This is a genomic window from Mycobacterium sp. NBC_00419, from assembly GCF_036023875.1.
Taxonomy (GTDB): Bacteria; Actinomycetota; Actinomycetes; order Mycobacteriales; family Mycobacteriaceae; genus Mycobacterium.
On sequence record NZ_CP107931.1, the window covers coordinates 2,580,722 to 2,599,073 of the forward strand.

Here is an 18,352-nt window from a genome sequence, read left to right on the forward strand (position 1 = left end):
CACAATGGACGCGATGTTGCAGTTGACCGAGCGTGAGGACACGCCCGCGACGGAGGCCGATGCGGCCACGTCGCGGCGGACGTTCCTCGGCACCCTGCAGGCCACGTCGACCCGACGTGTCCTGCTGCTGACTGCGCTCGGCGGCCTGCTGATCGCCGGCGTGCTCACCGCCCTGCCAGTGAGCATGAGCAACCGCCTGACCGGATACGCCGGCGACCCATTCGTCGGCTCCAAGGGCACCGCGGCATTCGCCAACGCCAGGGCCGGTAGCTGCCTGAACTGGCCGAACAAGAACCCCGACGCCGCGACCATCGTGGACTGCAAAGACGACCACCGCTTCGAGGTCGCCGAGTCCGTCGACATGCGGACCTACCCGGGCACCGAGTACGGACCCGACGCCGCACCGCCGTCACCGGCGCGGATCCAGCAGATCAGCCTGGAGCAGTGCCAGCCGGCCGTGGAGCGCTACCTCGGCACCAAGTACGACCCGAACAGCCGCTTCACCATCAGCATGCTGTGGTCCGGCGACAAGGCCTGGAAGCAGTCCGGCGAGCGCCGGATGCTGTGCGGCGTGCAGCTGCCCGGAGCCGACAACCAGCAGATCGCCTTCAAGGGGAAGGTCGCCGACCTCGACCAGTCCAAGGTGTGGCCCGCGGGTACCTGCCTGGGCATCGACCCGTCGACCAACCAGCCGACCGACGTTCCGGTCGACTGCGGAGCACCCCACGCCATGGAGGTCACCGGTTCGGTGAACCTGGCCGAGAAGTTCCCCGGCGCCCTGCCGCCGGACGCCGACCAGGACGCGTTCATCAAGGACGCCTGCACCCGGATGACGGATGCCTACCTGGCCCCGCTGCAACTGCGGACCACCACGCTGACGCTGATCTACAGCACGATCTCGCTGCCGAGCTGGTCCGCGGGCAGCCACCAGGTGTCCTGCAGCATCGGCGCCACCCTGGGCAACGGCGGCTGGGCCACCCTTATCAACCCGGCCAAGGGGCCGCTGCTGATCAACGGGCTGCCGCCGGTGCCGCCGCCGGACATTCCCGAGGAGCGGCTGAACATGCCGCCGATCCCGCTGCTGCCCGAGGCGCCGGCGACCACCTACTCGCCGTCGCAGACCGACAACTCGCAGTATTCCGGCAGCCAGCAGCAGCAACAACAGCAGCAGGGGCCGACCCAGCACCTCCCGCAGCAGTCGACCGCGCCGACCAGCCAGTCGCAGGCGCCCACCTCGACCGCGGCACCGAGTTCGCCGGCCGCTCCCCCGCCGCAGGGCAACGTCATCAATGGCGACCCCGCTCCGGCACCGGCGCCCCAGAACGACGCACCGCCGATGGAAGGTGGTGCCCCCGCCGGAGCGCCGCCGGGCCCCGTCGAGCCCGTCATCCTCCCGCCGGCGGCTTAGTGCCCGCAGAGATGAGCCCGCAGCGGTTCGAGGAACTCGTTTCCGACGCGCTGGATCTGATCCCGCCCGAACTGGCAGCAGCCATCGACAACGTGGTGGTGCTCGTCGAAGGACGCCATCCCGAAGAACCCGATCTACTCGGGCTCTACGAGGGCATCGCGCTGACCGAACGGGACTCGAGCTATGCCGGCGCACTGCCCGACACCATCACCATCTATCGCGACAGCCTGCTGGAGATCTGTGACACCGACGCCGACGTGGTCGAGGAGGTGGCGATCACGGTGATCCACGAGATCGCCCACCATTTCGGAATCGACGACGACCGCCTTCACGAACTCGGCTGGGGCTAAACGCTTTTCAGCGCGCCGGGTCACCTTTCCAGGTGAAGCTATTGACGTACTTGCCCATGTCCTGCGCGATCTGCAGGTTGACCCCCGACGGCAGGCCAGGGCCGAAGTCCGGTCCGAAGGCGTGATACGGGCCAACCGCGCCGGCTACGAGGGCCAGATCGTTCTTGACGGCGACCAGCAGCACGGTGCGGATCCGGATGTAGCTGTTGGAGGTGCCCTGCGGCCAGCTGTCGGCCACCTCGCCGTAGCCGGGCTGGTAGCCGACCATCGCATTGGGGATCTCGTAGGCGATCTTGGCGTCGGGGAACTTCTTCGCGAGCAGATCCAGGGCGATCTGGCGGGGCTGGCGGCCCCGGGCGGGCTCGGAGAACAGCTGCAGGACGCCGGTGTCACCGCCGGTGAATTTCGCGGTGATGCCGCGCTTGTCCTGGGAGACCTCGTAGGCCGACTCCGGCGAGGGATACGACACCGAGAACGAACCATCCGGCGAGGTATAGCGGGGCAGCGCGGCCACCGGCGTGCCGGTGGGGGGCCGACCACAGTCCGGCGGGCACATGAAACGCGGGGCCTTCTTGGTGACCGTCAGGGAGACCCCGACGAGCACCGCGGCCACGACGACGATGCCGGCCGTCCACACACCGACGGTGCGGGCCAACCCGGTGCGTTTGATCTCCGGGGCGACGTAGGTCCCCGCCGGCACCGCGTACCCGGGGTAGAGCTCCTCGTCGGGGTCGGCCGTCTTCGGATCGCTCACGAACCCTCCGCGACGACCTGGCGCACTGGTCGCGATTCCCGGCGCTCCTGGCGCGAGGAACGCGACGACGCACGGGTAGCGACTCCGCAGGCCGGGCAGAACGCCATGTCAGGAACGACGTGCTCGCAGTGCACGCACAGCAGCGGCTCATCTTCCTGAATCGGGTCCTTGGCCTCGCGTAACAGCGCCATCTGCAACGCAATCCGCAGCAGGACCAGCACGATGATCGTCATCGCGAGGTGAATCACCAACATCTGCATCTGCGGCATCCCGACGATGTCGGTGATGGCGACCCCGGTGTGGATCAGCACGACCAGGATCGCCAGCAGCCACAGGGCCGCCCGGGTGCGGGCGGGATGTTCGTGCGGATTCTCGGTCTGTCCCTTGAACCACAACGCAATACCGACCATGCCGCCGGCCACTGCGCCGGTCAGTGGGATCGTCACCCCGCAGATGACAGCCTCGACGAGAAGGCTCATGAAGGGGCGGGCGTGAGCCAGTAGACCGGTGGCGAACTGCGGCGCCAGCCTCGTCAGCGTGGCGGCGGCGGTGAACATCAGCGCGGCCAGCGCGCCGATGGCGAACCCGTCCAACGACTCTCGAGACCGTCGCTCGATCAGCCGCACGACAAAGGTCGGCACCAGCATCAGGATCATCCCGCCCGCGGGGATGATGACGCCTTCCCGCACCAGGTGATGGATGGCCAGGCCGGCCGCCATCGGGACGCCGTACGCGCGGGCCACCATCTCGCCGGTCAGCAGCACCCAGCCGACACCGAGACCGAGACCGAGCAGGGCGGCGACCGCCAGCGAGAGCGCAGACACGTCGCGGTACACGCTGGATTCGCTGATGTAGAGCACGAAGAGCAACGGGAGCCCCAGCGCCGCAACGGTTATCAGTGCGGCCGGCAATTTCAGGACCGCGAAGCCAACCAAGCCGACCAGCACCAGCGCCAGGCCGATCCGGAATGGGGTGCGCGACTGATTGGGCAGGTGCGGGAACAACGAACTGGCGATCGACGGCCGTAGCACACTCTCGTTGGGTGCTGCCCCGAAGGTGTCCTGCCGCAACCACTTCGGTCCCGGGCCGGGCTCCGACGTCAGGTGTCCGCCACAGTAGCCACAGAATGCGCCTGCCGGGACATCAATCTCGCAGACGGAGCATTCGACCCGCGGCACGCCGTTCGCACCGGTGTCGCTATCGGTAGTCATGGGCGGTTCCCCCTGGTCAATCGATTACCTTCTGCGTCACCAGAATGTTCTGCGCGAGGTTCGCGATATCAGGTGTACCCAATCCGGTCACCAGGTCATACCCGGGGCCGGCGATGGCAACGGCGTTGCCGCCGAGCGTGATATCGCGGAACGCACGAAACGGTGCGCCTTCGGCGATGTGGTAGAGCAGCGGATTCAAATCACCGATGAGGCGCCCGTTGCGGCTGATCAGGAATTGGTTCATCAGTGCGGTCAGTCCGGCCCAGATGGGCGCTGACAGCGAGGTCCCGCCGCCGACCACGACCTGCTGGTTGAAGACGATCTTGACGCCGGTGAACGGGTCGGCGACTGCGGCGATGTCGGGTGTCAGGCGCTGGCCGGCACCCGTTGTCACCGTGACGTTCTCCTGCCAGTCGGGGCGCTCGAACAACGCGGATACCCCACCGCCGGTGCCCTGCGACAGGGGCGCGTCAAACCACGCCTGCTCGGCCAGCCACGTGCCGTCGGTGTCCGTCGACAACGTGGTGCCGCCGACGTCGGTCATCTCCGGCATCGAAGCCACCGCGTCGAGTCCCACATCGTTGGTGCTCGGCGGCGAGGACCACTCCTGACCGCCCTTGCATTCCAGGCCCGCGAGGTCTCCGCTGGCGTTGAACGCGGTGGTGCCGGACTTGTGCGCCCTGGCCAGCGCCGCACGCACCGGAGCGAGGTCGGCGGCGGTGATCAGCTTGTCGCAGCCCCAGCCGATCGAAAAACTCCACACCGCACCGGGATACCGCTTCTCGGTGTCCTCCATCAGCGCGGCGATCTTCTCGTAGGACCCGTCGCCTTCGACGGTGGGCCGCGCGTTGACGAGGACTTTCTTGGCGTCGGGGGCGATCGCGTGGATCGCCTCGAGGTCCATCGTCGCTTCGCCGCGGCGGGCTTCCGGCTGGCCGCCGACGACGTCCGGGGTGAACTTGGGCAGGTTGAACGTCGTGGCGAACATGTCGAGGTCGGCCTGGTCGAACCCGTCGAATGCGAACACCACGACGGTCTGGCCTTTGCCGCTGAAACCCTTGTCACGCAACGGTGTTGCGTTATAGGTGCGCAGTATGCCGCCGGGGGTCAGGCCTTGGTCGGGCACTTCCAGTGGCATCACCGACGGCGTCGACTCGTGGTGCGGTGTGTAGCCGAGAATCCGGCCGAGTTCGGCCACCTCGACGCGCAACCCGGACGGGACGACCGGCTGCTGCGGGGAGGCATAGAACACCTGGCCGCGCTTGCCGCGATAGTCGTGAACGTCAACGTCGAAGGCCCCCGCCACCGCGGTGGGTTCACCTTCGACGATGGCCCAGGTGTCGCCGGGGCGCCAGCGCACCGAAAGGCCCTGCTGCTGCGCCCACCCCATCAAGAGATCGGGTCGGTCGGCAGCACGCAGGGCCACGGTGAGCTGGACGTGATTGGTTCGAGCCGGACCGAGGTCCGTCGAACTCGCCAGCAGAGACGCGTACGGGCCGCTGATCGTGCCGACCGCCTCGGCCGGGGCCAAGGGGTGGCGAAGATCAGCGACCAGTGCCGCGCCGATGGCCAGCACCGTCAGCAGCCCTACGACGGACAGCGTCCGTGAACGATGGCTTCGGTTCACTGTCGGTCAGCAGGAGCTGCGGACGGTTGCTGGCCGAGCGGCTCAGTTACCGCCAGTGATGACGTTGCCGGGCAGCGCGGTCGGTGCCGGCGGAGCCTTGACCGTGGGGGTGAAGGAGTTGGCGCCACCAGGCGACACGGCCTTCTCGGTCGGCGACGGCGCGGGAGCAGAGGTGCTCGTGGGCGACGTGGTCTCCGGAGCCTTCTCCTTGTCCTTGCTGCAAGCAGTGAGGGTCCCCATACCGACGATCGCGACACCGCCAGCAACAAGTGCAATCTGGCGCGTCAGACGACGTGACATCATGGTCAGTCCTAACTTTCTAGGCCGTGTAATTGAATAACGCTGGCTGGCCCGGCAGTTAACCAGCCCACCCCCGAAGGGCTGAGGGTACTAAACATAACTCACCTCGCCAGCAATTGCATCCCGCTTTCGCCCGCGGCGTAAAGCGCAGCCATCGACTCCCGCGCGGCAACGCCTCTTTGTCGGAGCCGGATGTTATGAACGGACTATGGGGATGAACTGCCGAGACTGTGCCGCAGGGCTCGCACACTGTCATGGCACTCTGATTCGTCATTCCCGGTATCGCGCGGAATGCACCGACGACGGCTGCGAGGCTCCGGAGCTAATTCTGCACGGGCTGGTGATTGATTGCGAGACCGTCGGCTGCGACTGCGTCCAGCAAACCCTCGAACGGGTCGCCGTCTGAACTGGGGCCCTCAGCCCATCGGATCGGCGGACTCCAGTGCGTCCTCGACGGGATGGACGTCCGGCTCGGGGTAGAACGGCGGTTTCTTCGATCCCCACTGCACGCAGCTCCAGCGGCCGTCGGTGATGGGTGCCAGTACCACCGACTCGGTGTTGGCCAGATGGTTGTCGAGGACGAAGCTGTGCTCCACGCCGGCCAGCGTCGCCGCGGTCAGCCGGATCGCCGCGCCGTGGCTGACCACAACGATGTCCTCGTGCCAGGCGTGGTCGTCGAGGTAGCGCAGCCGCAGGTCGGTGATCACCGGCAGGTAGCGGTCGAGCACGTCGCGCGCCGTTTCCCCACCGGGCATCGCGAGGTCGAGATCGCCTTCGTGCCAGCGCTGGTAGATCGCGTTGAACTCGGCGATCGCGTCCTCGTCGTTGCGGTTCTCCAAGTCACCGGCCTGCACCTCGTGGATGCCCTCGAACTCCGCGGGGTCCACCCGCAGTTCGGCGCCGATCTCGGCGGCGGTTTGCGCCGCGCGCCGCGCGATCGAGTGGATCAGCAGGCCGGGCGGCCGCTCGCTGTCGCGGGCGAACGCACGGGCCTGGTCACGGCCGAGATCGGTGAGGTCGGCACCCGGCGGCCGGGTGTCCAGGCGACGCTCGACGTTGGCGTGGGACTGGCCGTGGCGGACCAGGATCAGACGTCCGCTCATGTCGCATCGCCCTGACGCAGCCGGGCCAGCCAGCGGTCGGAATCGTCGAGTTGGGGTGGCACCGCGCCGGCGGCCGACTCCGTCGGCCAGGACCCGAGAAAGCGGACACCGGCGCAGCGCCGGTGCAGAGCCTTGAGCGCCTCGGCCACCGCGCTGTCGTCGATGTGCCCGACACAGTCCAGGAAGAAGATGTAGGTACCCAGTTCGGTGCGGGTCGGCCGGGACTCGATGCGGGTCAGGTCGATGTCGCGGATTCCGAACTCGCTCATCGCCGACACCAGCGCACCCGGGGCGCTGTCGATGCGCAGAACCACCGACGTGCGGTCGGCCCCGGTGCGAGCCGGCGGTGGGCCCGGGGTGCCGACGAGGACGAACCGCGTGCGGGCGTTGGGTTCGTCGACGACGCCGTCGGCCAGAGTGGACAGACCGAAGCGCCGGGCAGCCAGTGCGGTGCTCACACCGGCATCGGCGCGCCCGTCGGCCACGTCCTGTGCGGCGGCGGCGTTGGAGTTGGCCGGAACGATCTGCGCGCCTGGCAGGTTGTCGGCCAGCCAGCGGCGTACCTGTGCGGCGGCGACCGGGAAGGCCGCCACGGTGCGCACGCTCTCGGCGCCGACACCGTCGCCGACGACGATGCTGAACGCGACGTCGAGGGTCAGTTCGGCGTAGATCTGCAGCGGCGAACCGGCGGCGAGGCTGTCGAGGGTCGGCAGCACGCTGCCCTCGATGGAGTTCTCGATCGGCACGCATGCGAAGTCCGCCGCGCCGGACCGGACCGCCTCCAGCGCTGCCGGTGTGCTGTCCTCGGGTTGCGGCTGCACGTCACTGCCGCCGGGGACCACGCCGGTGGCGATCATCTTCAACAGCGCCGCTTCGGTGAACGTGCCCTCGGGACCGAGGAAGGCGATGCGCACCACGTCTCAACCCTATCCGGTCACACCGCGCGTAAGCCTTGCGCCGCTCACTCGTCGAAGTTAACTTAGGCTTACCTCACTAACGGAAGGTGCGCGATGACCTCAGCGACGCTCTCAACACCGACCACCGCCGAACGCGTGCGTAGCGCCTGTATGCGTGCCACCGGTGCGATCCTGGCCGCCGACTCGGTACCGCCGGCTGCCGCTCCCCTGCATCATCTGATGGCCGACGGATCGTTCGCCCTGACTGTGCCCAGTGACTCGGCGATGGCCCAGGCCGCCGGCGACACCCGCAGCGACGGTGTGGCCGCCGTTCTGGAGCTCACCGACTATGCACCCCTGCCGCTTCGGGAACCGGTGCGGTCGCTGGTCTGGGTGCGCGGGCGCGTCCACCCGGTGCCGGCACACGCCGTGCGGGAGCTGGTCGACATGATCGCCGCCGAGCATCCCGACCCCGCACTGCTCGACATCGGCGCCGGGCAGAGCCTGCTGCTACTCGGGGTGGAGTCCGTCGTCGTCGCCGACGCCTCCGGCGCCGAGCCGGTCGGCATCGCCGAGCTGCTGGCCGCCCGGCCAGACCCGTTCTGCGAGTTCGAGGCGGCCTGGTTGCAGCACCTCGACAGCGACCACCCCGAGGTACTCGCCCGGCTGGCGGGCAAGCTGCCCGCGCCGTTGCGCCGCGGGCAGGTCCGTCCCCTCGGGCTGGACCGGTACGGGGTTCGGCTGCGGGTCGAGAACGCCGACGGCGACCATGACGTGCGTCTGCCGTTTCCCGCCCCGGTGCACGATGTCGGCGGCCTGGGCCGGGCGATCCGCGTGCTGATGGGCTGCCCGTTCGTCAACGGGCTGAGGGCGCGCCGAATCTAGGGCCGCTACCGTGGCGGGGTGAGCGCGCCCCCCGACGAATCGGCCGAGAGCCGGCGGGGACTCACGATCGAGGTCGGCGTCATGCTCGCCGTCAGCTTCGGGGTGAGCGCGGCGATCGCCGTCCTCCAGCTCATCGACGCGGTGCTGTCAGGTCTGGCCGGACGCCGGGTGCGCCTCAACGAGAACCTGTCCCGCTACGACCTGATCAACCTGGGACTGAACCTCGCGACGATCGCCCAGCTCGTCGCCTGGGGAGCACTCGCCCTCTACCTGCTGTGGCGCGGCGGGATCTCCCCGGCCCGGCTCGGGCTCGGCAGACTGCGCTGGCGCGCCGACGTTCTCGGCGGGCTGGGCCTGGCCGCACTGATCGGCATACCGGGGCTGCTGTTCTACCTGGCGGCGCGCTGGCTGGGCATGAACGCCGACGTGGAGCCGTCGGCGCTACACAGCAGTTGGTGGCGGATCCCGGTACTGATCCTGGCCGCCTTCGCCAACGGATTCGCCGAAGAAGTCGTGGTTGTCGGCTATCTGATCACCCGGCTCCAGCAGCTGGGCATGACCGAGAACCGGGCGATCCTCGCCACCAGTGTGCTGCGCGGGACCTACCACCTCTACCAGGGCTTCGGCGCGGGCCTGGGCAATCTCGTGATGGGTCTGGTGTTCGGCTACACCTGGACTCGCACCGGGCGGTTGTGGCCGCTGGTGATCGCCCACGGCGTCATCGACACCGTCGCTTTCGTCGGCTATGCCCTGCTGGCCGGCCAACTTGGCTGGTTGAAGTAATCCAGCCACGTAAATTGACACCGGTGAGCGACGACTGGCCGAACCGGCCTGTGCCGGATCAGCCCACCACGCCCATCCCACGGCCCGCCCCACCGCGGCCGCCGTCGCTGGGGCCACGCCGCGAGCCGCCACAGATGATCCCGCGCAACCCCGGCTATCGGGCTACCCCAGTTCCGCCCTCACCTCCCCCACCGCCACCGCGACGTCCACCGCCGCCGGCTCCCCCACCCCGGCGACCCCCGCCCCCGCCGCCACCGGTCACCCGGCGCCCACCCCCGGCTCCGCCCACTCCCCCGAAACCCAGCCGGCCGAAGAAGAAAAAGCATTGGGGCCGAAGGATTTTCGTGACCCTCATGGTGCTGCTGCTGGCAGCGGTCACCGCGCTAGTGGGTACCGCGTTCTGGATCGACTCGACCCTGCGTCGCATTCCGGTCTTCAGTGCCTACACCGACACCGACACCGCACGGCCCGCCGCCGGCGCGGGTACCACCTGGCTGCTTGTCGGCTCCGACAGCCGCGAGGGGCTGACCCCCGAACAGCAGGCCGAGCTGACCACCGGCGGCGACCTGGGTAACGGCCGCACCGACACCATCCTGGTGGTGCACATCCCCGCACTGGGGTCGGGTGCGCCCACCACGATGGTCTCGATTCCGCGCGACTCCTACGTCGAGATCCCCGGCTATGGCCAGGACAAGATCAACGCCGCCTTCGCCGAGGGCGGGGCCGCCCTGCTGGCGCAGACCGTCGAACAGGCCACCGGGCTGCGCCTCGACCACTACGCCGAAGTCGGCTTCGGCGGCTTCGCCGGTCTGGTCGATGCCCTCGGCGGTGTGCAGGTGTGCCCGGCCGAACCAATCAGCGACCCGCTGGCCGGAATCGAGCTGCCGCCGGGCTGCCAGACGCTGGATGGACGCAATGCGCTCGGGTACGTCCGCAGCCGGGCCACCCCGCGGGCCGACCTGGACCGGATGATCCACCAGCGCGAGTTCATGTCCGCCCTGCTGCATCGGGCCAGTAGTCCGGCGGTGTGGCTCAACCCGTGGCGCTGGTATTCGGTGCCACACGCCGCGGTCGCGTCACTGACCGTCGACGACGGCGAGCGCGTCTGGGATCTCGCCCGTCTGGGGTGGGCTCTGCACGGGTCGACCACCGCGCTGACGGTGCCGATCGGCGAGTTCACCGGCAACGACTCCGGTTCGGTCGTGGTGTGGGATTCCGATGCCGCACAACAGTTGTTCGACGCGCTGCGCACCGATGCGCCGATCCCGCAGCAAGTGCTCGACGCCCAGCCCTAGTCGGGGCCCGGGACGGTCAGCCCGTTCTGCAGCCAGGCTTTCGTGCGGCCCGGGTGGTTCGTCGCGATCCAGCCGACACCGAGGTCGCGGCAGTAGCCGACGTCCTCGTAGTGGTCGACGGTCCAGCAGTACATCGCCCGGCCTTGGGCGGCCGCCCGATCGACGAGTTCAGGATGCTCGCGAAGGGTGGCGATCGAGGGTCCGACGGCGGTGGCCCCGACGGTGGTCGCCGCACTGCCGCCGAGGTAACGCGACGTCTCACCGAGCAGCACGGTCGGCAGTAGGGGGGCCGCCCGGCGGATGCGCCATACCGCGGCGGCCGAGAACGACATCACCACCGCGCGCGACAGGTCTGCCGACAGCGGGGCAGCGATGCCGTAGCGGTGCAGCAGGGCCAGGACCTTGCTCTCCACCAGGGCGCCGTAGCGCACCGGGTGCTTGGTCTCGATGAAGAGCTTGACCGGCCGGTTCCAGTCCAGGACCAGGCGAACCAGGTCGTCGAGAGTGAGCAGGCCGGTGTCCCCGAGAGTGCCGTCAGCGCGCCAGCTGCTGTGCCACGCGCCCCAGTCCAGCCGCTTCAATTCGGCCAGCGTCATCTCGCTGACCAGTCCGCTACCGGTCGAGGTCCGGTCGACGCGGCGGTCGTGGACACAGACCAGGTGACCGTCGCGGGTCAGCCGCACATCGCACTCGACGCCGTCGGCGCCCTCCTGCAGGGCCAATTCGTAGGCCGCCAGGGTGTGCTCGGGCCGATCGGCCGACGCACCACGGTGGGCCACCACGAAAGGGTGCCCGCCGGTGGCTCCGTCGGCCGTCGTCATAGGCCTATGCTGCCGGTTCCTGTCGGTCCGACTCAACCGCAGCGACGGATTCGACAGGCGCCGGCTCATCATCGGCGACGATCACCCACCGGTGCAGCGGCCGCTCGACCGGCTTGCGGACGAATCCGTCGAACACCCGCCACAACAACACGACGGTGGCCAGGCCGACCAGATAGGCGATGATCACCGTGACGGTGTTGTCAGCGATGCCCTGCGGCTCGGTCGTGAAGCTCGTCGCGATGCCGAAGATCGAGATGCCGGTGGAGAACAACCACGCGATCCACCACGCGGTGATCGGCGGGCGAAGCCGGGCGTGGGAGTCCTCGGCGTGGGCAAGTTCCAGGACGAAGACCGGCGCCCAGACCAGATTCACGACGGGCACGAGGCAGCCGGCCCACAAGGCCCAGGCCGGGCGGGGGTCCTCCTGGCCGCGGAACTGGTACACCGCCGACCGCCGGGCGATCAGCCACGACGTCATGACGACCGCTGCCAGGATCACCGCCACGATCGCGGCGAGGCTGACCAACACACCCAGCCACAGGGCCCCACCGGCGACGAGCGGGGGCAGCAGCGAGGTGCGGTTGATCAGCAGCAGCACGTAACGAACGATGTGGACTGCGGCGGCCAGGCCGAAGATGGTGGCCACCGAGAGCAGCGCGGCGCGGACCGTCGTGGGTGCGGGGCCACGCCGGACGGCGGTCTGCTCGGCGGGGGCCTGCGGCGTGAGCTGGTCGTACAGTCCCCAGCGCGGGATCGTGAAATAGCGCGGGGTCGGGCCCAGCGGTCGACGTCGCCGCCGAGGCGGGGGCGGCGGACCGGGACGGACGGCGATCCAGCGAAATCCGGATGGCAGACGCGGCGTGTTGCCCTGCTGCGTCGGCGGGTGTGTCGGCGGGTGCGTCGTCGCGCGCGGATCCCAGCGCGGGTCGGGCGGACTACTCGGTGCCAGCAGCGCACCGTTGCAGCGCGGGCACCAGGCACGCTGCCGGTCCCGCACATTCCACCGCGTCCCGCATTGGGAACACACCTGAATCACCGGACCAGCCTAGCGATGACGGCGGCGCCCGGTGGTGAAGCGAGCCGTGATCGCCTCCGCTTGACCGGAGCCCCGATCTGCCTGCGGATTCCGCAGCGGATTGGCTGCCGATTCTGGCACGCAGTGCCGCTTAGGCGGCCGCACCGCCACAGCAATCCTCCGGCTATCCACAGTTTCCACAGGTTTATCCACAACACCTGAGGCGGGCATAGTGCCACTTAGCGCACTATGCGGGCGTGCGGCGGTCCGGAACTTGTGGATAACCGAGGGGCCGTCGGGAGGTGCGATCAACAGGTTGATCATGGCCGAGCGAAATCGGTTGGTGTCCTAACCGCATGAGGACGGGCCGCGACGCGCCGCGCGACACGCCGGACGCCATTTTGGCGGTCAGCTCTTGGCAGGCAAATACCCACCGACAGGGCAGACCAATCACGGCGATTCTGCTCACCATGATCCGTATCCGACGGCACAGCGCCCGCCGGATTTTCCTCCGGCTACACGAGGGGTTATGATCGCGCTCACACTTGGTGCTGTGACAAATTTCACCAAGCGCGGTAGTTGAACACACAGGTCAGGACGGTTTGATGGCGTCGCAATCAGTGGGGCCGCGGTCCACACCGCAGCCATCGCAGTGGTACGCATCGTCGTCGACATGCAACCGCTCGTACATGATGGCCGCGATGCGCGCTGGACTCATCGCCTTGGTCCTGCTCGGGATTCTGGCCCTGATCGTCCTGTTCTGAGAACGCCGCATTCGGCCAGACAGATTCAGTTCATGCCCCGTTAGCACTCGTGTCCTCTTGCGTGCCAACCGCACGGTGCCTCATCCTGATCCGAACCGACCCGCTGTCGTGTCGCACGAAGAAGTACTGAAGTGTCGCGGAGGCGAGATGGATACAGGATCCGGGCCAGCAGTTGAAGTCGCCCCCTTTCATTCTCGCGGTGCCCTCAAGGGCTTCGTCGTCTCAGGCCGGTGGCCGAACTCCACCAAGGAATGGGCGCAACTTCTAATGGTCGCGGTCCGAGTGGCATCGCTGCCCGGATTGCTTTCCACGACAACGATTTTCGGTGTCCGGGAAGAACTCCCCGACAGACCCCAGCCAGGTACCGTCGGCCTCGTACTCGCCGAGGGCACTGTGGTGGGTGAATCAGCCGTTCCGCCAGGACATTTCGCCGACCGGCAGCCCCCGGCCCTACTCATGCTGCACCCGCCGTCGGAAACCATGCCGTCGCTGCCGGAATGTTCCGGTGCCGCGTCGGGATGCGTGCTGCTGCCTGGACTGCCACATCTGGGGCTCGAGCATCGGGCCGCCTGGGTCGAGGCCGAGTCCGACGGCACCATCACCAGCATGGTCAGCCGGGTGGGTGTCGACCCGATCAGCCATCCGGACACCGCGATCCTGGCGATGTTGCTTGCGGCGTAGCAGGATTGGGCGAGACGGGTTTCGGTAGCTCGCGACGACGAATTACGGTGACCCGAACTTCGCTCCCCGGCTGGCGCACCCCCATCAACGCCGCTAGCGTTGGACCCGTCAGCGAAGGGGAGTAGCCCCCAATCGTCGTGTCGACATACTGGCGAAAGCCCGGCCGGCGAACCGGACCTCTGGTCCGGTGGGTGAGACCTTCGACCGGATGCCCGGCGGCCGCGTGCGCGCCGCCCACGGGCGACGTGTCGGAAGGTCGTGGCAGATGCTCACTGCAGTCCTGGTCAGTCTTGGGGTGGTTTTCCTCGCGGAACTAGGCGATAAGTCCCAGCTGATCACCATGACCTATGCGTTGCGCCATAAATGGTGGGTGGTGCTGAGCGGCGTCGGTATCGCGGCGTTTTTGGTTCACGGTGTGTCGGTGATGATCGGCCACTTCCTCGGGCTGACGCTGCCCGAGCGTCCGATCGCTTTCGCGGCCGCGATCGCCTTCCTGGGGTTCGCGTGGTGGACCTGGCGCGAGAAGTCCGGCGACGACGAGGATCCCGACACCGCCCAGCCGCCCGCCGAGCCCAGGTTCGTCGTGTTCGCGGTGGTGTCCTCCTTCGTGCTCGCTGAGCTCGGTGACAAGACGATGCTGGCCACAGTCGCGCTGGCGAGCGACTACAGCTGGGCCGGCGTGTGGATCGGTGCGACCGTGGGCATGGTGCTCGCCGACGGGGTGGCGATCGCGGCAGGCCGTCTCCTGAATCGCCGCCTCCCCGAGCGCCTCCTGCACGTGATGGCCAGCCTGCTGTTCCTTCTGTTCGGCCTGTGGATGCTGTTTGATGCCGCGCTGGGCTGGCGCCCGGTCGCGATCGCCGCGACCGGCACGGTGGCCCTGGCCGCCGCTGTGGCCGGCGGGGTGCGGCTGTGGCGTGCCCGGCGGCACGAGGATGCCCCGGCCACCCCGCCGCGGCCCGACAGCTCCGCGCAGCAAAGCGAATACTGACGGCAACTGATTCCGTAGGTGGTTGCCCAGTGGTACCGGCGGTATCCCCCCGTCCGGTGGCGAGCGGAATGCTGAGCCATACCCGTCCCGACCACCGGATTCTTTGCCTAACGCCATTCGGGAATGGCCGCGACGGTGGTACAGGGGACGCCGGGAAAAGTTTGCCCGGGGGTCAATAATGACCGCGTGCGTCAATTATGCGATAGTTTGCACTTGGTTGTCGGGACATGTGTCGCTACGATGATCAGCAAATAAGCCAACGGAAACGATCGCTCTTCTATGCATGCGGAGGTCCTTGAGATGAGCACGACGTTCTCGGCGCGTCTGAATCGCCTGTTCGACACGGTATATCCGCCCGGCCGCGGCCCTCATACCTCCGCCGAAGTGATCGCCGCGCTCAAGTCTGAAGGTGTCACGATGTCGGCCCCGTACCTGTCGCAGCTGCGCTCAGGCAACCGGACCAACCCGTCGTCGACCACGATGACCGCGCTTGCCAACTTCTTCCGAATCAAGCCGGCGTACTTCACCGACGATGAGTACTACGAGAAGCTCGACAAGGAGCTGACGTGGCTCGCGAACATGCGTGACGAGGGTGTACGCCGGATTGCCGCACGGACGGTCGGACTGTCTCCGGAGGCCCAGCAGGACATCGTCCACAAGGTCGACGAACTGCGCCGCCAGGAGCACCTCGACGATTAGCCCGCCACTCCCTTCCTGGGAGTCGCGGCAACATCGAACTGCTGTTCAGGCGGTCTTGAGCGCCGTCAGTACGCGGTACTGACGGGCGATTTCCAGGATCCATTCCCGGTCGGAGTAGTTCTCCGGCTGCCGCAGCCACTCAAGACCGGGGAACTCCCCCTCGGCGGCCGGATTGGCCAGTCGCGGGGTTTTCCGGCCGGCGTCGATCCAGGCCGCGATCGCGGCAGCCTGCTCGGTAGGGCTGACCATCGGCCGCTGCGCATCGGTGAGCACGTCCAGCGTGGTGTGGTCGGATCGGCCGGCGTGCGCCCGTTGAGCCACGGTGGCCTCCAGGTACAACGCGTCAGAGATCAGCGACAGCCGTTCGGCGACCCGGAAGACCAGCGGGCCGCGGGGGCGTTCACCGATGCCGACGTCGGGCTGGCGGCGTTCCAGTTCCTGCAGCAGCGGGTCGATCAGCTTGAGTTCGCGCCGACCGCCGAACCAGTCCTCGATGGCCGGCAACAGCGATCCGGCCGCGACGATCGCCATCGCCGCCCCCAGCAGGGTGGCGGCCGTGCCCACCCCGACCAGCTGGGTGCTGCCCACCGCGCGGATCAGGAAGAACGCGCTGGCTGCGACGATCAGCGCGATACCGAGGGTGAACACGAACAATGCGCGCCCCCGACGGGTCCGGTTGGAGTTCCGCATACCCGCCCACAGCACCAACGTCAGCGCGAGCAACACGTAGAGCAACGGCAACAACCACGGCAGCGAGGTCTTCGACGAGCCGAGGTTGCGGCTCAGGTACTCCTGCGGGGCCATCTCGGGCTGCTCGCCGCCGGCGAAGAACAGCACCAGGGTGACGACCGCGATCGCCGCCGCGATCACGTACTGAACGATCGCGATTCGCCGGGTGGCCGCCGGGCTCCGGGTGGAGGCGACCGTGGTGATCATCACGCAACTGCCCGCCGCACATGCGATCAGCGCCACCTGGCTCAGGCCGATCGAGATGTTCGCCCAGTGCAGGGTGGTATCGAGCAACAGCGTCAACGGAGGCCAGTTCAGAGCAGCCACCAGAGCCAGGCTGCCGAGCGCGACGATCATCGCGGTGCTGACTACCGACTGTTTGTTGACCAGTGCCCACCCGATACGCAGGCCGGTGGCCATCCCCAGGAGACCGGCGATCACCCAGACGATCAACCAAACGCCTCTCCGAGGCGGACCTGCACGATCGAGGAGCGGTCCGACGGGAGTCGGCCGAGCCGGTAGAGCAGAAGCGCCGCGAAGTCCTCGGCCTCCTGCTCGGCATCCTCCCCGCTGGGGCCCATGCATCCGGTGCGCTGGTTGAGCATGTAACCGATCAGGTCGTCGCTGGCCACTTCGGCGACGTCGCGGGCCGCTTCGGTGACGGGAATGCCGAAGTGGCCCAGGACCAGGTGGCCCAGTTCGTGAGCCAGCGTGCGGTCCCAGGTCGGCAGCCCGTGCTGGATCAGGAACACGTCGTGATCGGCGTACTGGCGCCACTGGCCGCACACCCCCGGCGGCAGATCGGCCATGGTGATCTCGATGGGCCTGCCCTGTTGCTCGCTGACGGCCGCCACCAGGCGGATCAGTGAGACCTCGCCGTGCCGGGGAGCCAGGTCCAGGACGTCGTTCACCGCTTTGGTGACTTGGCGACTCGCCGACATCTCAACCCCTTCCCCGGTCGGCTGCGGGTGGTGGACGCCCTTACCTACCGTTAGCGCATGAACCGTGCGGTGCCTGCGGCCCGTACGCCATGTCCGGCTTTGGCTTGGCGGTATCCGAAGACACCGCCAAGGGCCGTCAGGGCGAGGAGGCCGGCGAATCCCGGCAGCGCCAGCGCGGCGACCTCCCCAATCTTGGCCTCCCGAAGGTATTCGGGATAGCCCACCCTAAAGGACGGCGCTGCTTCTGTACCGCTGCCGACGCTGGCGGGCAGTCGCTCCCGCCCGGTAGCGGGCTCCTTGACCGGATTGCCGCGGCCCGGCCCGGATTCGGCCGGGGCATTTCCGTTGGGTCCACCGACGGGGCGCAGCGGGGCTTCGAAGACGGGCGGCAGCCCGATCAAAGGCGGCATCTCGAGGGTGGCCGGCTCGCCGGTGGCAGCAGGCGCGGCGTGCTCGCCACCGGCGCTGACGGGAGTCGGCTCAGTGGGGACCCCGGGGACCGTCGGGACCGTGACCGGCGGGAAGCCGATCCCGCCGCCGCTTCCACCGCCCGCGCTCTGCGGCGGTCGGGCGATGCCGACGCTGGGGGCCGGCGATCCGACACTTCCGCCATTCCCGCCGTTTCCGGGGTCGTGGTCGCACGGCGGCCACGGCCAAGGCCAGTTCGGGTACTCGGGATCCTCGGGGAATCCGGGGACTTCGATGTCCGGGTCGGGCTCGTCCGCTGCGGCGGCGCCCGGTCGGATCGGGAGTGCCGGCAGCTGGTTGGCCCGCGGAAAGCGGTGCGCTCCGGGACGACCGGCGGCGGGGACCTGGCCACCCTCGACGCTCGGCGAGGCGGTGTCGGCGGAGGTGTCTGTGCCGCCGTGGCCGCCGCCCGGTCGACGAGGGCGGTGGCCACCGACGTTAATGGCACCCTGGTCGTTGCTGGGCTCACCGGCGTCGGTGTCGGCTGTCGCCGGCCCGTTATTCACCGTGCCGGGTTCCGCCGCGGCCGGTACTGCCGCCAGCGTGCCCGCACCGCCGTAGAGCACGCCGCCGGCGATCATCCAGCTAATCGCAGCGGCCCTCACGGACGACCGGTTCACAGGGTTCCTCG

At 68.4% G+C, this 18,352-nt stretch carries 20 protein-coding genes; 9 read left to right on the plus strand and 11 right to left on the minus strand.

Annotated features, from left to right (window positions below; all coding sequences use genetic code 11):
* Positions 1-4: 4 nt before the first annotated feature.
* Entirely contained in the window at positions 5-1,408 is a 1,404-nt protein-coding gene (locus OG976_RS12295; protein ID WP_328362452.1) for a septum formation family protein, read from the plus strand.
* Entirely contained in the window at positions 1,408-1,758 is a 351-nt protein-coding gene (locus OG976_RS12300; protein ID WP_328362454.1) for a metallopeptidase family protein, read from the plus strand. Before OG976_RS12295 ends, OG976_RS12300 begins: the two co-directional genes overlap by 1 nt.
* 7 nt (positions 1,759-1,765) lie before the next feature.
* Here OG976_RS12300 and OG976_RS12305 read toward each other — a convergent pair whose 3' ends face one another.
* From OG976_RS12305 to pheA, 6 genes are all read right to left on the minus strand, one after another.
* Positions 1,766-2,512 carry a hypothetical protein gene (locus tag OG976_RS12305; protein ID WP_328362456.1) on the minus strand — a complete coding sequence of 249 codons (747 nt, stop codon included), beginning with the start codon at positions 2,510-2,512 and terminating at the stop codon, positions 1,766-1,768.
* A complete protein-coding gene (locus OG976_RS12310) occupies positions 2,509-3,723 on the minus strand; it encodes a zinc ribbon domain-containing protein (RefSeq protein ID WP_328362459.1) in 1,215 nt (404 codons plus the stop codon). Before OG976_RS12310 ends, OG976_RS12305 begins: the two co-directional genes overlap by 4 nt.
* A gap of 16 nt (positions 3,724-3,739) precedes the next feature.
* Positions 3,740-5,350 carry a S53 family peptidase gene (locus OG976_RS12315; protein ID WP_442930465.1) on the minus strand — a complete coding sequence of 537 codons (1,611 nt, stop codon included), beginning with the start codon at positions 5,348-5,350 and terminating at the stop codon, positions 3,740-3,742.
* A gap of 42 nt (positions 5,351-5,392) precedes the next feature.
* On the minus strand, positions 5,393-5,653 hold the full coding sequence (locus tag OG976_RS12320) for a hypothetical protein (RefSeq protein WP_328362462.1): 261 nt from the start codon (positions 5,651-5,653) through the stop codon (positions 5,393-5,395).
* A 413-nt stretch (positions 5,654-6,066) separates the two neighbouring features.
* Positions 6,067-6,753 carry a histidine phosphatase family protein gene (locus tag OG976_RS12330; RefSeq protein ID WP_328362468.1) on the minus strand — a complete coding sequence of 229 codons (687 nt, stop codon included), beginning with the start codon at positions 6,751-6,753 and terminating at the stop codon, positions 6,067-6,069.
* On the minus strand, positions 6,750-7,670 hold the full coding sequence (pheA, locus tag OG976_RS12335) for a prephenate dehydratase (protein WP_328362471.1): 921 nt from the start codon (positions 7,668-7,670) through the stop codon (positions 6,750-6,752). The genes OG976_RS12330 and pheA overlap by 4 nt, the downstream gene beginning before the upstream one ends.
* 93 nt (positions 7,671-7,763) lie before the next feature.
* Between pheA and OG976_RS12340 the strand changes: the two genes are divergently transcribed.
* From OG976_RS12340 to OG976_RS12350, 3 genes are all read left to right on the plus strand, one after another.
* On the plus strand, positions 7,764-8,534 hold the full coding sequence (locus tag OG976_RS12340) for a DUF2470 domain-containing protein (RefSeq protein ID WP_328362474.1): 771 nt from the start codon (positions 7,764-7,766) through the stop codon (positions 8,532-8,534).
* A gap of 18 nt (positions 8,535-8,552) precedes the next feature.
* Positions 8,553-9,317, plus strand: a complete 765-nt coding sequence (locus OG976_RS12345; RefSeq protein WP_328362477.1) for a CPBP family intramembrane glutamic endopeptidase — start codon at positions 8,553-8,555, stop codon at positions 9,315-9,317.
* A 134-nt stretch (positions 9,318-9,451) separates the two neighbouring features.
* Positions 9,452-10,612: an LCP family protein gene (locus OG976_RS12350; RefSeq protein ID WP_328363490.1), complete on the plus strand. Its 1,161-nt coding sequence runs from the start codon at positions 9,452-9,454 to the stop codon at positions 10,610-10,612.
* Here OG976_RS12350 and OG976_RS12355 read toward each other — a convergent pair.
* Positions 10,609-11,433: a glycerophosphodiester phosphodiesterase gene (locus OG976_RS12355; protein WP_328362480.1), complete on the minus strand. Its 825-nt coding sequence runs from the start codon at positions 11,431-11,433 to the stop codon at positions 10,609-10,611. The genes OG976_RS12350 and OG976_RS12355 overlap by 4 nt on opposite strands.
* Before the next feature lie 4 nt (positions 11,434-11,437).
* Positions 11,438-12,469 carry a DUF4328 domain-containing protein gene (locus OG976_RS12360; RefSeq protein WP_328362482.1) on the minus strand — a complete coding sequence of 344 codons (1,032 nt, stop codon included), beginning with the start codon at positions 12,467-12,469 and terminating at the stop codon, positions 11,438-11,440.
* Positions 12,470-13,053: 584 nt separating this feature from the next.
* Between OG976_RS12360 and OG976_RS12365 the strand changes: the two genes are divergently transcribed.
* The 4 genes from OG976_RS12365 to OG976_RS12380 all read left to right on the plus strand — a co-directional run bounded on the left by OG976_RS12365 (position 13,054) and on the right by OG976_RS12380 (position 15,583).
* Positions 13,054-13,212 (plus strand): hypothetical protein, encoded by a 159-nt coding sequence (locus OG976_RS12365; protein WP_167096640.1) that lies wholly within the window; start codon positions 13,054-13,056, stop codon positions 13,210-13,212.
* A gap of 147 nt (positions 13,213-13,359) precedes the next feature.
* A complete protein-coding gene (locus tag OG976_RS12370; protein ID WP_328362490.1) occupies positions 13,360-13,893 on the plus strand; it encodes a peptidase in 534 nt (177 codons plus the stop codon).
* A 265-nt stretch (positions 13,894-14,158) separates the two neighbouring features.
* Positions 14,159-14,884 carry a TMEM165/GDT1 family protein gene (locus OG976_RS12375; RefSeq protein WP_328362492.1) on the plus strand — a complete coding sequence of 242 codons (726 nt, stop codon included), beginning with the start codon at positions 14,159-14,161 and terminating at the stop codon, positions 14,882-14,884.
* A gap of 300 nt (positions 14,885-15,184) precedes the next feature.
* Positions 15,185-15,583, plus strand: a complete 399-nt coding sequence (locus OG976_RS12380; protein WP_328362494.1) for a transcriptional regulator — start codon at positions 15,185-15,187, stop codon at positions 15,581-15,583.
* A gap of 45 nt (positions 15,584-15,628) precedes the next feature.
* Here OG976_RS12380 and OG976_RS12385 read toward each other — a convergent pair whose 3' ends face one another.
* The 3 genes from OG976_RS12385 to OG976_RS12395 are packed head-to-tail and all read right to left on the minus strand — an operon-like array spanning position 15,629 to position 18,302.
* Positions 15,629-16,765 (minus strand): hypothetical protein, encoded by a 1,137-nt coding sequence (locus OG976_RS12385; protein ID WP_328362496.1) that lies wholly within the window; start codon positions 16,763-16,765, stop codon positions 15,629-15,631.
* Positions 16,762-17,253 carry an ImmA/IrrE family metallo-endopeptidase gene (locus OG976_RS12390; protein WP_328362498.1) on the minus strand — a complete coding sequence of 164 codons (492 nt, stop codon included), beginning with the start codon at positions 17,251-17,253 and terminating at the stop codon, positions 16,762-16,764. The genes OG976_RS12385 and OG976_RS12390 overlap by 4 nt, the downstream gene beginning before the upstream one ends.
* Positions 17,254-17,303: 50 nt before the next feature.
* A complete protein-coding gene (locus OG976_RS12395; protein WP_328362500.1) occupies positions 17,304-18,302 on the minus strand; it encodes a hypothetical protein in 999 nt (332 codons plus the stop codon).
* Positions 18,303-18,352 lie beyond the last annotated feature (50 nt).